The 14271-nt window shown below is 34.9% G+C and carries 17 protein-coding genes; 12 read left to right on the top strand and 5 right to left on the bottom strand.

The genetic code is table 11. The annotated features are described in order from the left end of the window. The first annotated feature begins 75 nt into the window (after positions 1-75). Together IE155_RS07995 and IE155_RS08000 are read left to right on the top strand one after the other, a co-directional pair. Positions 76-957 carry an ABC transporter ATP-binding protein gene (locus tag IE155_RS07995; RefSeq protein ID WP_189377719.1) on the top strand — a complete coding sequence of 294 codons (882 nt, stop codon included), beginning with the start codon at positions 76-78 and terminating at the stop codon, positions 955-957. 1 nt (position 958) lies between these two features. Continuing rightward, entirely contained in the window at positions 959-1963 is a 1005-nt protein-coding gene (locus IE155_RS08000) for an ABC transporter permease (RefSeq protein WP_189377720.1), read from the top strand. 95 nt (positions 1964-2058) lie between these two features. On the opposite strand, the gene IE155_RS08005 is transcribed toward IE155_RS08000, so the two are convergent. Further along, the gene (locus tag IE155_RS08005; RefSeq protein WP_189377721.1) at positions 2059-2718 is read right to left on the bottom strand and encodes an NADPH-dependent FMN reductase; all 660 of its coding nucleotides are present in this window, start codon (positions 2716-2718) and stop codon (positions 2059-2061) included. Between the two features lie 135 nt (positions 2719-2853). Continuing rightward, entirely contained in the window at positions 2854-3096 is a 243-nt protein-coding gene (locus IE155_RS18145; protein ID WP_373295358.1) for a DUF6868 family protein, read from the bottom strand. Positions 3097-3285: 189 nt separating this feature from the next. On the opposite strand from IE155_RS18145, the gene IE155_RS08010 reads away from it, so the two are divergent. After that, positions 3286-3645 (top strand): YbaN family protein, encoded by a 360-nt coding sequence (locus IE155_RS08010; protein WP_189377722.1) that lies wholly within the window; start codon positions 3286-3288, stop codon positions 3643-3645. Positions 3646-3675: 30 nt separating this feature from the next. Here IE155_RS08010 and IE155_RS08015 read toward each other — a convergent pair whose 3' ends face one another. Further along, positions 3676-4257: a DUF4202 domain-containing protein gene (locus tag IE155_RS08015; protein ID WP_189377723.1), complete on the bottom strand. Its 582-nt coding sequence runs from the start codon at positions 4255-4257 to the stop codon at positions 3676-3678. Positions 4258-4503: 246 nt separating this feature from the next. Between IE155_RS08015 and pyrG the strand changes: the two genes are divergently transcribed. The 5 genes from pyrG (at position 4504) to IE155_RS08040 (ending at position 8921) form a co-directional block, all read left to right on the top strand. Beyond that, a complete protein-coding gene (gene pyrG, locus IE155_RS08020; protein WP_189377724.1) occupies positions 4504-6147 on the top strand; it encodes a CTP synthase in 1644 nt (547 codons plus the stop codon). A 124-nt stretch (positions 6148-6271) separates the two neighbouring features. Continuing rightward, positions 6272-7570: a phosphopyruvate hydratase gene (gene eno, locus IE155_RS08025; protein WP_189377725.1), complete on the top strand. Its 1299-nt coding sequence runs from the start codon at positions 6272-6274 to the stop codon at positions 7568-7570. A 182-nt stretch (positions 7571-7752) separates the two neighbouring features. Then, complete coding sequence (locus IE155_RS08030) at positions 7753-8196, top strand: GyrI-like domain-containing protein (protein ID WP_189377726.1); 444 nt, start codon at positions 7753-7755, stop codon at positions 8194-8196. 14 nt (positions 8197-8210) lie between these two features. Then, entirely contained in the window at positions 8211-8411 is a 201-nt protein-coding gene (locus IE155_RS08035; protein ID WP_189377727.1) for a DUF3565 domain-containing protein, read from the top strand. 81 nt (positions 8412-8492) lie between these two features. Further along, positions 8493-8921, top strand: a complete 429-nt coding sequence (locus IE155_RS08040; RefSeq protein WP_189377728.1) for a hypothetical protein — start codon at positions 8493-8495, stop codon at positions 8919-8921. Here IE155_RS08040 and IE155_RS08045 read toward each other — a convergent pair. Together IE155_RS08045 and IE155_RS08050 are read right to left on the bottom strand one after the other, a co-directional pair. Next, the gene (locus tag IE155_RS08045) at positions 8914-10068 is read right to left on the bottom strand and encodes a cytochrome P450 (protein ID WP_189377729.1); all 1155 of its coding nucleotides are present in this window, start codon (positions 10066-10068) and stop codon (positions 8914-8916) included. The genes IE155_RS08040 and IE155_RS08045 overlap by 8 nt on opposite strands. Positions 10069-10285: 217 nt before the next feature. Then, the gene (locus IE155_RS08050; RefSeq protein WP_189377730.1) at positions 10286-11203 is read right to left on the bottom strand and encodes a mechanosensitive ion channel family protein; all 918 of its coding nucleotides are present in this window, start codon (positions 11201-11203) and stop codon (positions 10286-10288) included. A gap of 258 nt (positions 11204-11461) precedes the next feature. Here IE155_RS08050 and IE155_RS08055 point away from each other — a divergent pair, with 258 nt between their 5' ends. From IE155_RS08055 to ftsB, 4 genes are all read left to right on the top strand, one after another. Beyond that, a complete protein-coding gene (locus tag IE155_RS08055) occupies positions 11462-12085 on the top strand; it encodes a PEP-CTERM sorting domain-containing protein (protein WP_189377731.1) in 624 nt (207 codons plus the stop codon). A 403-nt stretch (positions 12086-12488) separates the two neighbouring features. After that, positions 12489-13106 carry a PEP-CTERM sorting domain-containing protein gene (locus tag IE155_RS08060; protein ID WP_189377732.1) on the top strand — a complete coding sequence of 206 codons (618 nt, stop codon included), beginning with the start codon at positions 12489-12491 and terminating at the stop codon, positions 13104-13106. A 159-nt stretch (positions 13107-13265) separates the two neighbouring features. Further along, positions 13266-13901 carry a hypothetical protein gene (locus IE155_RS08065; protein ID WP_189377733.1) on the top strand — a complete coding sequence of 212 codons (636 nt, stop codon included), beginning with the start codon at positions 13266-13268 and terminating at the stop codon, positions 13899-13901. Positions 13902-13984: 83 nt separating this feature from the next. Continuing rightward, entirely contained in the window at positions 13985-14269 is a 285-nt protein-coding gene (gene ftsB / locus IE155_RS08070) for a cell division protein FtsB (RefSeq protein WP_189377734.1), read from the top strand. The last annotated feature ends 2 nt before the right edge of the window (positions 14270-14271 follow it).

Raw genomic sequence — 14271 nt, forward strand, 5'->3', positions numbered from 1 at the left:
TTTCAAAAAGAATAACGGATTATATTAATGTTGTAAATGAGAATTATTATCAATTGAGTGCTAAGGTAACAAAATATGAGTGCAGTAATAGAAGTCATTAATTTAGTTAAACGTTATCATGAGTTTAGTGCGGTTGATGATATTAGTTTTTCAATCGATAAAGGCATTTGTTTTGGCATCTTAGGACCTAATGGGGCAGGAAAAACCACTACAATTGAGATAATGGAAGGTATTTTAAAGCCAAGCTCTGGTCAAATTAACTATTATGGCCAACCGATGAAAAGTGAAGTTGCCCAACAAATAGGGATCCAATTTCAGCACACGGCTTTACAAGACTTTTTAACCGTAAAAGAAACATTAAACCTGTTTACTTCTTTTTATCAACATACCGTTGATCATGCTCAACTTATTGAGCTATGTGATCTAGGGGAGTTTTTAAATAAAGATAATAGGTTACTTTCTGGTGGGCAACGCCAACGTTTATTACTAGCTTTGGCCTTAATTAATGACCCCGAAATTATTTATTTAGATGAACCGACAACGGGTCTTGACCCTCAGGCTCGTCGTAATTTCTGGCAGTTAATTGAGAATATTAAAAAACGCGATAAAACCGTTATTTTAACAACACATTATATGGATGAAGCTGAACGCTTATGTGACGATGTGGTGGTAATGGACCGTGGTAAAATAATTGAAGCGGGACGTCCACATCAATTGCTCGATAAACACTTTAAAGAAGTATTTATTTATTTGCCTTCAGCGAACATAAAGCCTGAATTGATTCAAAAGTATCAGTGGCAAGTCAATGGCGATCGCGTTGAAATTAATTCAAAAAATATTGAACACAGTTTAGCTTTATTAATGAAGGAACAAATATCGCTGGAAGGTTTACATGTAAAATCCGCCAATTTAGATGATTTATTTTTAAAGTTAACAGGTCATTCACTAAGAGAATAATATGAACTTAAAACGTTTTTTCGCTGTAGTTAAAGCCCGTAATATTGAATTTGTACGAGATAAATCTTCGTTATCGTGGAGTATTATTTTCCCCGTATTGTTATTAGTGGGTATGTCGCTTGTTTTTTCTGGTGAAGGGCAGTCTCAATACAAAATAGGCGTGATGAATTTAAGCCAGGTAAATTCAAATTTTATTGAAACCAAATATATCGACTTCATAGATTATAATGATCCGACTATCGCACAAAAAAAATTAGCCCAGCATAGTATTGATTTACTCATAGACTTTTCAAAAAGTACATATTGGATAAATCCATCATCACCTAAAAGTTATTTAACAGAGAAAATTTTTCTGGCTAGTCATCACAGCTATACAATGCAGCAAGTATCAGGAAAGAAAATACGTTACGTTGACTGGGTTTTACCGGGGGTTTTGGGGATGAATATGATGTTTAGCTGCCTATTCGGTGTAGGGTATGTCATTGTACGTTATCGTAAAAATTCAGTGTTAAAACGCTTAAAAGCTACGCCGTTAACAGCCTTTGAATTTGTTAGTGCTCAGCTACTTTCTCGCTTAGTGATAGTCATGATCACTTCATCAGTGATATATACCGGTTGTAATTTATTTTTCGACTTTTATATGCTTGGTAGCTATTTCGACTTATTTATTATTGGGGCGTTAGGGGCATTTAGCTTAATAACATTAGGTTTATTAGTTGCTTGTCGTTCGAAAAGTGAAGAATTAACGGGCGGCTTATTGAACTTAGCGTCGTGGCCCATGATGATTTTATCAGGCGTTTGGTTTAGTTTAGAAGGTTCGCCACTACTATTACAAAAATTTGCAGATATTTTACCATTAACACATTTAGTTTCAGGCGCGAGGAAAATCATTACCGAAGGCGCAACATTAGCTGATATTAGTTATCACGTAGTTGTTCTAATTGGCATGTCGACACTGTTCTTACTATTAGGATCTTATTTGTTCAGTTGGAATGAAGAGCGTTAGTTTAATTACTTTTACTCTATTCATTATTCAATAGCTTTTATGTTGGTAAATAAATCCTTCAGTTAAAGCTGAATGTTTAATTGAAGGATTTTTTTCTAGGGAGCATTACGATCTGATGGTGTTTTTTTGAAGTCAGTTATTAATTGGTGAGGATTAATATTGGCTTTATGCTGGCTTGAAGCTTCCGCCCACCAAATTAGTTGATTAAACGCTCGGCCTAAATAGTTAAACCAAGCTGTTTGATCTTCACCCTCTTGCATTTTACCCTCTTCAGTCAATACTTCTTGAGCTTTAGGTACGTGGATCATTGCTGAAACGGGAAGGCATCCTAACTCTGAAAGAAAGGTTCGCATTCCTACTGCAGCTCGCATTCCGCCCCATTGACCAGCAGAATAAGTTACTATAGCACTGGGCTTGTATGAAAATAGCGAACTGCCAAAGTGGTTTAGCAGGTTTGCTAATGCAGGGCTCATAGAATGGTTATATTCAGGACTTATCATGATAAAGCCATCAGCTGATTCAATTTTGTCAGCAAGCTCATTCAGTGTGGTGGGGGCTTTACTTTTTGGATAAGCAAAATGAGGTTTAAAAATTGATTCAAGAGGATATTCTAAAGCATCAATTAACTCTATTTCATGGTCAGTATATCGGCTAGTTAAACACTCAATACAAGCCTTCGATACTCGTAAACCTAGTCGAGCAGGTCGAGGAGGGGAACTATCGCGTACAGTTCCCAAGAAAACTAAAAATTTCATACACAAAACTCACTTTGTTAGTTTAACGAAATATATAATTAGTATTGATATAATTGATTAGTAAAACAAGTATTTATTATGTGCTGTATCACGTAAATATCAGACAATACCTGAACTAAATTTTCTAGTATTAGTTTAAGCCATTAATCGCAACGCGATATAAGGTACTATATTAAAAAGGAATATGCCTATTTTATAATTACCTAAAAATTTGAAATATAGTTTAGGTAAAGCGTTAGGGGCAATACCTGAAATTTTACTGTGAATATTCATAGTAAAATTTTTAAAACCTAAAAGAAATAATGCAGAAAATAGATAAATTCCTAAGTTGAGCAGAGTACACCAAGCTAAAAAGTCAGTAATTTCATTTATATACATTGTAGAATTTACCTTTGTTGGCTTTATCAATATATAGTATTGAGATTACAATATCTGCCTACACAATACAAAGTCTTTAACATCCCTAATGGATTAATGTTTATATATGGTAAGTTTAGCTTAGCTGCTTTTATAAATTGCTTGTTCTATAATAGGGGTATCTTTGTTTCTCTACATAGTTGTATGTTTATGTTATTGAAATTATCAGGTGTTTTTTTTGTTGGATTGGCTCTTTTAGGGGCTATTTTACCGTTATTGCCGACAACTCCTTTCTTGTTAGTTGCGGCTGCTTGCTTTGCTAAATCTGCTCCTCGGTTACATAAAATGTTACTAGCAAATAAAATGTTTGGTCCATTAATTTATCACTGGCAAGAATCTCGTAGTATTCCCAAGAGAGCGAAGATTATATCGTTACTATCAATGATATTAGCGGTTGCTTGGTCGTGTTACCTTTTACCGCAATGGTATTTGCAATTATTGGTGTTTTTATTAGTATTAGGGCCATTTATTTTTATTTATCGATTACCACTTTCTAATGGCAATCGATAAACAGCACAGTCAAATTAACAATACAAAATATTAACTTAAGGCTTTTTCAACTAATTTGCTTAAATGCGAAGGTAAGGTAAGTGTTAATGCAATATTATGTCCTTTTTCAGACATTTTTCTCCATGTTAATTGTAATATCCGTATAATTTTTTCTTCACTATGCTTAGTGGCAAAATCTTCAAAATAATGCTGTAAAAAGACTAAACAGGCAACATCTTCTAGTGTTTGGCTTTGTTGATTTGATTTTAAATTTTCTTTTCGAATGATACGGGATGTGGTTTCAGCTTCAACTTCTTCGTATCCGTAGTCAATCATAAGTTCTTTAGTTGTTTGAGCATGAAATAAACCTAATGCTTTGCGCCATGTTAAATAACCTTGCTTACCTTCTGAAAAATCACTGCGTTTCAAATGCCAACGTTTTATATGTTGTGCACGCACTGCTATTTGTAAGTATTCATCTGCATCCGGCCAATGTTGGGCTAAGCATTCGCTCATATATTGTCCATATAATAATTCTTTGGGTTTTTCGATTCCACCCACAATAGTTACGTTAGGATCTTGCGAATTTATACGATCTATTGAGTTAAGGACATTATTAAGTTTTTCAGACATAGGAGTAGCTTTCTGTAATAAATAAGGTAATGGTAACTTTTTTATAGTGATTTACAATTATAAGTCGATATTTAATTTATTCGTTTATGATTTAACTATTTTATAGCAAGAGAAAGTAAGATCTTTATTGTCGTAATCGTGGGATTTAAGTATAATGCTTTCCCGTCCTGTCAGAATCGTTAGTTTGTCTAAAACTTTTTAATGATTTTGACGCAAAATTCTGTTTTTCCTGACTCTGGGTATCGCATGACAACTAGATATATATTTGTAACGGGTGGTGTAGTTTCATCTCTTGGTAAAGGCATTGCTGCTGCTTCTTTAGCGGCGATTCTTGAGGCGCGTGGTTTAAAGGTAACTATGCTTAAACTAGACCCTTATATCAATGTAGACCCAGGGACAATGAGCCCGATTCAACATGGTGAAGTATTTGTTACTGAAGATGGTGCTGAAACTGATCTAGATTTAGGTCATTACGAGCGTTTTATTCGCACCAAAATGACTAAACGTAACAACTTTACTGCAGGGCGCATATATCAAGACATTTTAGCTCGTGAACGTAGAGGCGAATTCTTAGGTGCAACTATTCAGGTTATTCCACATATTACTAACGATATAAAGCGCAGAGTGATTGAAGGTGCTGAAGGCTACGATGTAGCTATGGTGGAAGTAGGTGGTACAGTAGGAGATATTGAATCTCAACCTTTCTTAGAAGCGATTCGTCAATTAGGAACTGAATTAGGTCGTGAACGTGCAATGTTTATGCATTTAACATTAGTTCCTTATATAGCTGCAGCCGGTGAAATTAAAACTAAGCCTACTCAGCATTCTGTAAAAGAATTACGTTCTATCGGTATATTCCCTGATATTTTAGTGTGTCGAAGTGAAGTAAGTATTCCTGCAAATGAGAAGGCTAAAATTGCTTTATTCACTAACGTAGAAGAGCGCGCGGTTGTGGCAATGCGCGATGTTGATAGTATTTATAAAATTCCTGCTATTTTAAAATCACAGGGTACAGATGACATTGTTTGTAAGCGTTTCGGCTTAGATTTACCCGAGGCTGATTTAAGTGAGTGGGAAAAAGTACTTTATCAGGAAGCTAATTCAGTAGGTGAAGTTGTTGTTGGCATGGTAGGTAAATATATTGAATTACCTGATGCTTATAAATCAGTTAATGAAGCGCTTAAACATGCTGGTATTAAAAACCAAGTCGATGTAAAAATTAAATACATAGATTCACAAGATGTTGAGTCAAAAGGTGTTGATATGTTCAAAGATATTGACGCTATATTGGTTCCAGGAGGCTTTGGTGAACGTGGCGTGGAAGGGAAAATTGCCGCTGTAAAATATGCACGTGAAAACAAAGTACCTTATCTCGGTATTTGTTTAGGTATGCAAGTAGCATTAATTGAATATGCACGTAATGTTGCCGGTTTAGAAGGCGCGCATAGCACAGAGTTTAATTCGCAAACAAAATATCCTGTTGTTGGTTTAATTAATGAATGGTTAGATGAACAAGGAAAAATTGAGTATCGCTGTGAAAAATCAGACCTTGGCGGCACTATGCGTTTAGGTTCTCAGTTGTGTCACCTTGTGAAAGGTACCAAGGTATATGACGTATATGGTAGTGAAACAATTTATGAGAGACACCGTCATCGTTTTGAGGTAAATAATAACTACCGAGATCAATTAAGCCAAGCGGGTTTAGTGTTTTCAGGTTTATCTACTGATAAATCATTAGTCGAGGTGATTGAAATATCAGATCACCCATGGTTTATTGCGGGGCAGTTCCATCCTGAGTTTAATTCGACTCCACGAGATGGACACCCATTATTTGAAAGCTTTATTGCTGCTACCTATGCGGAGCAGAAAAAAAAGTCTAGCTCAAAATAATAGATTAAAAAAACCGTGGCAATGTCGCGGTTTTGTGTTTTTACCCCTTGAATAATTCAAGATAAAATTAGCTTAAGTTATGTTGGTTCATCAGCGTTATGAACAGCAAATTAGAGGAATAATAATGGCGAATATCAGTAAAATAATTGCACGTGAAATAATGGACTCTCGCGGTAACCCAACCGTAGAAGCCGACGTTTATTTAGACTCTGGTGCATGGGGACGTGCAGCAGCGCCTTCTGGTGCTTCTACTGGTTCAAGAGAAGCATTAGAACTACGTGACGGTGATAAGTCGCGTTATTTAGGTAAAGGCGTTTTAAAAGCCGTAGCTGCAGTAAATAATGATATTGCTGCTGCCTTAGTTGGAAAAAATGCACTTGAACAAGCGGCTATTGATCAAATTATGATTGATTTAGACGGTACTGAAAATAAAGAAAAATTTGGTGCTAATGCAATACTTGCTGTTTCACTTGCTAACGCTAAAGCTGCTGCAATGGAAAAGAAAGTGCAATTGTTTGAACATATTGCTGATTTAAACGGTACTCCGGGTCAATATTCATTACCATTACCTATGATGAACATCATCAATGGTGGTGAACATGCTGATAATAATGTTGATATTCAAGAGTTTATGATTCAGCCTGTTGGAGCTGAAAGCTTTAAAGAAGCATTACGTATGGGTGCTGAAATCTTCCACGCGCTTAAAAAAGTATTATCAGCTAAAGGGTTAAATACTGCTGTTGGTGACGAAGGTGGTTTTGCGCCTGACTTAGCATCAAATGCTGATGCGTTAGCTGTCATCAAGGAAGCAGTTGCCGCTGCTGGTTATGAGCTAGGTAAAGATGTAACGTTAGCGATGGATTGCGCTGCTTCTGAGTTCTATAACAAAGAAACGGCTATTTACGACCTTAAAGGCGAAGGTAAACAATTTACAGCTAACGAGTTTTCTGACTTCTTAGCGACACTTTGTGAGCAATACCCAATTGTTTCAATTGAAGATGGTTTAGATGAGTCAGATTGGGACGGTTTTGCTTACCAAACCAAACTATTAGGCGATAAAGTTCAAATCGTTGGTGATGACTTATTTGTAACTAATACTAAAATTTTAGCCCGTGGTATCGAAAACGGTATTGGTAACTCTATCTTAATCAAGTTCAATCAAATTGGTTCATTAACTGAAACCTTAGCAGCTATTAAAATGGCGAAAGATGCTGGTTTTACTGCGGTTATTTCTCATCGTTCAGGTGAAACTGAAGATGCAACTATTGCTGATTTAGCTGTAGGTACTGCTGCAGGACAAATTAAAACGGGCTCTTTATGTCGCTCTGATCGAGTATCTAAATATAACCAATTACTTAGAATCGAAGAGTTTTTAGGTGATAAAGCTATTTTTAACGGTTTGTCTGAAGTTAAAGGTCAATAATCCTTTTAATTTCAAGAAAAATATCAACTATTTGTCGATCGGATTTGAGTTCAACTTAATAGTTAAGATTGTCTATTTTACGATATAAAAGTTGATCGGTAGTTGAAGTCTTAAAGCCAGTTAAGTTATTAACTGGCTTTTTTATTCTGATTAATTGTTTAAATAATATAGGGAAGATAACAATGGAAATTAGGCATTTTTTAGGGAAAACAATTCACGGGCTTGCTATCAGAACTGATAATGAGACCGAAATGAATCCCGATACAGGAAAAATAGGTGCATTATGGCAAACATTTGATAATACGGTGCCTGTTGATTATAAAAATGGTGAAAGGGTATACGGCGTGTATTCTGATTATGAATCTGATCATACGGGAAAATTTACGGTGTTAGCAGGTTTTGACGGGACATCATTTCCTGAGAATTTAGAGCCAATAACAATACCACAAGGTAAGTATCTTGTTTTTACACATCAAGGTGAAATGCCACAAATAGCGATTGATGCTTGGACAGAAATTTGGCATTACTTCACTAATGAAGACGTTGATCATCAAAGGCTTTATACAACAGACTTTGAATACTATCCAAGTGGTAATCAAATAGAAGTGCATATTGCTATCAAATAACGAAAGCTAATGTTATGAATCAAGCTATTGTTAGCTTTAAGAAAGATAATGAAAACCATTGGGTTGCAGTTCTTGAATGTGGTCACTGTCAGCATGTTAGACATATCCCCCCTTTTATTTCTAGACCATGGGTTGTGACTATTGCAGGGCGAGCATCAATGCTCGGTTATCAGTTAGAATGTAAAAAGTGTGTTACTGGTGAGTCTATTGATTAAAGTCGTATTATTATGAAACTTAATATCGACGTATAATTATTAGACTTATCTCAGCTAAATTTAATAACCATAAGGACGTGTATGAATATTTTTTTAATCAGTGCGGGCGCTTTAAGTGCTATTGCTGCCATCTTACATTTGGCGTGTATATATTTTGGTGCATCTTGGTATCGTTTTTTAGGTGCTGGTGAGCAAATGGCACAACTTGCAGAGCAGGGTAGTACAAAGCCAGCAATGATCACGGCAGGTATTTTTTGTGTGCTGTCTTTATGGTCTCTTTATGCCTTTTCTGCTGCCGGGATTATTGTTCGTTTACCTTTTATTAAAGTTGTACTTCTAATTATTACTGCTATTTATCTAATCCGTGGCGTCGCTGGATTATTTTTGATGGCTAACCCTTTAGGACGGACGCCAGAATTTTGGTTGTGGAGTTCAATAATATGTTTAGTGATTGGCATTGTGCATTTAATTGGAATTCTTCAACACTGGCCATATCTAACAATTAAGTGAAAATAACGGGGACTCTATGATACCCACCCACAGGAGCTACTTCGCGCTCTGGCATTTGCTCTGATATCAAGGCTATATTGTCTATATTTGCAAGTAATGTTTGTAATGCTATTCTTAATTGCCAACTTGCTAATAGCCGTCCAGGGCAGGCATGCTTGCCAATACCATAGACTAAATTTTTATCTGCATTTTTTTTCGGATCAAATTGATTATTATTAAATACAGATTCATCTCGGTTTGCTGAGGTCCAATGTAATTTTACCCGTGCACCTTTGGGGATACTTTGGCCAGCAATTTTAACCGGGCAAGTTGTTATTCTACGATTAGAAACAAAAGGATTATCAATACGTAGTATTTCATTAATGATGTCTTCTACCTCATTGTTTGATGCTTTACGTATATGATCAATCAATTCAGGATGCTCAGCAATATAAGCGATAATTACACCAACACATAAAGCAATAGAACCTAGATCTCCTCCTGTCCAATTTCGTAAAATTGAAACAAGCTCTGATTCTGTTAACAATCTCCCATCAACTTTTTCATTACATAGCTGTGCAGTTACATCGATAGCAGAAGAGTTATTTAATTTATTTGCTGAATGACGGCGTGATTGAATTATCGTTTGAACAATATCATCAAATTTTTCAGCTACACTTGAAGTCCAAGCATGATCACCTGAACGAGTGGCAGCATGGTTTTCTTTCATCCATGCTAACAATGTAGTCTCTAAGTTTTTTGGCCAGCCTAACCATTTGCTTTGGGCTCGTACGGCAAAAACGGCTCCTATATCATTTACAGCATCTAATATGGCACCTTTTGGAAGATCTTTTACTAATTGCTTTGCTATGTTTTCAAAAACAGGAATATAAGGTATTAAAGCTTGACGTGTTAAGTATTTATCGATGATTTTTCGATAACGAGTGTGTTCTTCACCATCAAGTCCATTTGGTATCTGTAAATATCTAGAAGCGTTATTAGAAAAACTTTCATCATTTAAAGCTGCAAAGTTCACATCTTCATGCTTAAGTAATACCCATTCATGAGAAGTATTTTTTACAATGGGGTATTTAGCTCTTAATTCATCGGTATAGGATCTTACATCTTGACCTTTAACAGACACATTATGTAGTATTTTTTTGGCCATATCTTATTCATTTTTACGTAATACCGGCTGGATAACTAATATTAAAACACTGATTATTGGGAATAAAAATAGTCATATCATAAAGAAAAGTGAAGAATTGTTTTTTGTTGATCTGAATCAAGTCGTAGGCCACTTTAAGTGACATTTTTGCCTATGAAATGAAAATTAAGCAACTAATGTTAATTTTAGTTGCTTAAAGTATTCTATAGCTCAGTGTTTAATCTTGGCTAATAAGATGAACATCGCGTTGAGGAAAGGGGATTTCAATATTTTCTTTTTGAAAAGCAAGATAAATTGCCTTGTATGCTTTATACTTGGAATCGTATAAGCTAAGTGTTGGCGTCCAAATTCTTAAGCCAATGTTAATAGCGCTATCAGCAAATTCATCGATCCCTATTTGCGGTGATTTTTCTCCACTTGATATGCCTAGTTTTTCAATAACGTCTTCAAGCATCTTAATCACTTCTACAGGATTTTCTTTATAAGATATGCCTACATTAAGCTCTAAAAGAGATTCATGTTTTGAATTGTGTAACACTTCCCCAACAATGTGTTTGTTAGGGATGGTTATTTTTACATCATCTTCGTCAACAATTATAGTATATGCCAGTAAGACTTCTTTAACTAAGCCTGTAACACCCTGTACTGTTATAGTGTCACCTACTACGAATGGGCGAATAATTATAATGTTAAATCCAGCGGCATAGTTAGCTAATAACCCTTGAAGTGCTAGACCAGCCCCTAATGAAACAGCACCAATAGCTGCAATAAATGGCGTTACACTAATACCTAACTTATTTAGTGCGACTATAGCAATCATTACTACAATGATCATTTTACTGGTATTGGCAAGAAAGTGACTTAACGTAATGTCTAGCTTATGCTTGGTACAAAGCTTCAACACTACATTTGCTATTTTTCCAGCAAGCATATATCCAATAGCAAAGATGATGAATGCGCCAATTAATTGAAAGGTATAATTAGCAAAAAAGTCGACGATAATGTTATATATTCGACTCATTTGATCAATTTCATCTTTTAACAGGTTGACTGGTTCTATGCTATTAAGAGTTGTGTTGGTTTCTGCAGATTTTGTGATAGTTTCAGACTGAGCAACAGGTGTGTTTGCAAACATAATTTTCTCTAACTATTTTGGTTTTACATGATTCAGGATATAAATTTATCATAACATTTTGTTTTCTTTGCCTATAGTAAATAAATTAATTGTAATATTTATAGTGTCGAAAAATTTTACATTAATTACTTATTTACAATAAATTTACTACGTTAACAGTTGCAACCCATTGAATTAACATTTTTTTTTGTTTTTGGTATAGCTTTTGCTTTATTAAGAAAAGTATCTATTTATCAAAATAAATTAAGGAATAGTCAAATGAAAGCAATAATTCGGAATGCAGTAATAGGTTTATCTTGTCTTTTTAGTATGAGCGCTTCAGCTGGGTTAATACTAGATGTTCAAGAATATAGTAATAACACAGCAACAGAGTATTTTGTTGATGTCGATAGTAATAAAACTAATAACCCTTATTATCGTAATTCAAGTCAAGATTGGGAATGGGTTCATGATGGGATTGCGGGTAGTTCTTTCACCTCTATTCTTTTAGATATTTCAGCTTTTGATGTTGATGCACCAGCTGAAAATGATGAAATCTCAGTATTTGATGGTGTTAATTGGGTTTCATTAGGCGCATTAGCTGGTAATAATAATGTTTGGGCGTTTACTCAATTTGACTTAACTGGTTTTGCTTGGGCTGAAGCGCAAGTAAATGCGGGTTTAAAAGTTAGAGTGGATATTGACACTTTAAATGGTAACTGGTTAGTTACTTTAGGTAAAGCTGTGTTAACTGTTGATGATGGAACTGGCAATGGTGGCGGCGGTGCATGTGTACCAACTCCAGGTATTCCATGCACTACAACAGTGCCAGAACCTTCATCTTTAATGATTCTTGGACTTGGTTTACTTGGCTTTCAAGCAAGAAGAAAATTTTTAAAATAATTTTTACAGAAAAACTGTAATAAAATAATTTAATAAAGCCACGTTTAACGTGGCTTTTTTGTATCTATAATTTACATAGGTCCTAATATTTATCTTTTGATAACAATAAAGTATGCTTAAAGCTTAGACGATAACCATTTAAAAAGTATTCACTATTCAATGACCGAGCAAGTTTCATTTTGGCAAGAACAAGAGCAGCTATCCTGACTAGGTATATATAATATAAATTAATTGTAATACTTATAGTGTCAGAATACTTTACATTAATCATTTGTTTACAATAATTTTACTATGTTTACATTTTTAAATGTATGATTTAAATGGTTTTTTTTATTATTGGTATAGGTTTTGCTTGCTGCAGTGGAATTTTATCTATTTATCAAAATATATTAAGGAAAGTGAATTGAAAACAATAATTCGTCGTGCAGTAATTGGTTTTTCTTGTCTTTTAAGTATGAGTGCTTCTGCGACATTAATTACAGATGTACAAGAATACAATAGCAATACAGCGACAGAGTATTTTGTTGATGTAGACAGTAATAAAAACAATTCACCATATTACCGTAATTCAAGTCAAGATTGGGAATGGGTTCATAATGGTATTGCAGGTAGTTTTACATCAATCATTCTAGATATTTCTGCATTTGATGTCGATTCACCATCTGAAGAAGATGATATATCAATATTTGATGGCAATTCTTGGGTTTCTTTAGGTAATTTAATAGGTCGAGATCAAGAGTGGGACTTTACTCAATTTGATTTATCTACTTATGCTTGGGCAACTACACAAGTTAATAATGGTTTAAGAGTTAAAATTGATATTGACTCAGGTTGGTTAGTAACTTTAGGCAAGTCAGTATTAACTGTTGATGACGGTAATGGTAATGGTGGTGGTGGCAGTACATGTGTACCAACTCCTGGAATTCCTTGTACTTCAACATCCGTACCAGAACCTTCTACTTTATTAATATTTTCACTAGGTTTGGTTGGTCTTCAAGCAAGAAGAAAATTTTTAAAATAATTTTTACAGAAAAACTGTAATAAAATAATTTAATAAAGCCACGTTTAACGTGGCTTTTTTGTATCTATAATTTACATAGGTCCTAATATTTATCTTTTGATAACAATAAAGTATGCTTAAAGCTTAGGCGATAACCATTTAAAAAGTATTCACTATTCAATGACCGAGCAAGTTTCATTTTGGCAAGAACAAGAGCAGCTACCTGAATTAGCTGAGCTTTGCTGCGCCTTATATGAACGAGAATTAAAGTTATTAACGAGTTTAGATATTAATACTGTTAGTGTAATTCAGTTGCAGGAGCGAATAAAAAGTCTACCTTATTATGTTAAGCGCACCGCTTTCTTAATGACACAAGCATCATCACCGCTTGAATTAGATGTGCAAAACGCCACTTGGTCTGCCAAACAAGCCAGTAATTTTCCAGTTTCAGGGCAGGATATTCATGAGGTAAATGAATGGTACTTATCACTTACTCTATTACCAGGGTTAGTTGTACCTGTAGCCACATCTACTCATATTGTTTTAGACTCTATAGATCGAATAGATAATGAAAAGCAACGTTTTCGCACTAACTTACATGGCTGGTTTGATTTAACATCTAGCCATTATGAGAGTGATGAGGTTCGATTATTAAAACCTAATAAACGTGTAATGACAGCTGCTTGCGCAGGTCATGCTTGGCTTAATAGCCATAAGATTAATCCAGTAATCCCTACCTTACGAGAAATGCTACTGTCTTGTGCGATAAACTGGCGTAACTTTAAACAGCCAATCGCCTTTAAGAAATTTAATTAGTATTAATTAAGCTCAAGTGTTTACAGCGACGCTGACATTCATATAATAAGCTGATACTTATCTATTTGGCTTGTTTATTTCAAATGCGCATGCTCACTAGTATTTTGCTAGTCTTTTTTGTTTTATTACAATACCGACTTTGGTTTGGTAAAAACAGCGTACCTGATTATTTAGCATTAGAAAATGAAGTGACTCGACAGATGCTGGATAATGAAAAACTCAAGCAGCGCAATAAACTACTTTATGCTGATACTGATGATTTAAAATCAGGCTTAGATGCTATTGAAGAGCGCGCACGTAATGAGCTAGGCATGATAAAAGAAGGGGAAACCTTTTTTAGAATTATCCCTAACAAGCAAGAGCGGTAATG

The sequence above is a fragment of the Thalassotalea profundi genome (assembly GCF_014653195.1).
GTDB classification, from domain to species: Bacteria; Pseudomonadota; Gammaproteobacteria; order Enterobacterales; family Alteromonadaceae; genus Thalassotalea_B; species Thalassotalea_B profundi.

What these genes read in the sequence shown, in the direction of transcription:
- IE155_RS08040 (WP_189377728.1), top strand. Translation starts at nt 8,493, where the DNA reads ATGAATATTTTTTTAATCAGTGCGGGCGCTTTAAGTGCTATTGCTGCC.
- IE155_RS07995 (WP_189377719.1), top strand. Translation starts at nt 76, where the DNA reads ATGAGTGCAGTAATAGAAGTCATTAATTTAGTTAAACGTTATCATGAG.
- IE155_RS18145 (WP_373295358.1), bottom strand. Translation starts at nt 3,096, where the DNA reads ATGTATATAAATGAAATTACTGACTTTTTAGCTTGGTGTACTCTGCTC.
- IE155_RS08010 (WP_189377722.1), top strand. Translation starts at nt 3,286, where the DNA reads ATGTTATTGAAATTATCAGGTGTTTTTTTTGTTGGATTGGCTCTTTTA.
- eno (WP_189377725.1), top strand. Translation starts at nt 6,272, where the DNA reads ATGGCGAATATCAGTAAAATAATTGCACGTGAAATAATGGACTCTCGC.
- IE155_RS08055 (WP_189377731.1), top strand. Translation starts at nt 11,462, where the DNA reads ATGAAAGCAATAATTCGGAATGCAGTAATAGGTTTATCTTGTCTTTTT.
- IE155_RS08045 (WP_189377729.1), bottom strand. Translation starts at nt 10,068, where the DNA reads ATGGCCAAAAAAATACTACATAATGTGTCTGTTAAAGGTCAAGATGTA.
- IE155_RS08030 (WP_189377726.1), top strand. Translation starts at nt 7,753, where the DNA reads ATGGAAATTAGGCATTTTTTAGGGAAAACAATTCACGGGCTTGCTATC.
- IE155_RS08000 (WP_189377720.1), top strand. Translation starts at nt 959, where the DNA reads ATGAACTTAAAACGTTTTTTCGCTGTAGTTAAAGCCCGTAATATTGAA.
- IE155_RS08065 (WP_189377733.1), top strand. Translation starts at nt 13,266, where the DNA reads ATGACCGAGCAAGTTTCATTTTGGCAAGAACAAGAGCAGCTACCTGAA.
- IE155_RS08015 (WP_189377723.1), bottom strand. Translation starts at nt 4,257, where the DNA reads ATGTCTGAAAAACTTAATAATGTCCTTAACTCAATAGATCGTATAAAT.
- pyrG (WP_189377724.1), top strand. Translation starts at nt 4,504, where the DNA reads ATGACAACTAGATATATATTTGTAACGGGTGGTGTAGTTTCATCTCTT.
- ftsB (WP_189377734.1), top strand. Translation starts at nt 13,985, where the DNA reads ATGCGCATGCTCACTAGTATTTTGCTAGTCTTTTTTGTTTTATTACAA.
- IE155_RS08050 (WP_189377730.1), bottom strand. Translation starts at nt 11,203, where the DNA reads ATGTTTGCAAACACACCTGTTGCTCAGTCTGAAACTATCACAAAATCT.
- IE155_RS08035 (WP_189377727.1), top strand. Translation starts at nt 8,211, where the DNA reads ATGAATCAAGCTATTGTTAGCTTTAAGAAAGATAATGAAAACCATTGG.
- IE155_RS08005 (WP_189377721.1), bottom strand. Translation starts at nt 2,718, where the DNA reads ATGAAATTTTTAGTTTTCTTGGGAACTGTACGCGATAGTTCCCCTCCT.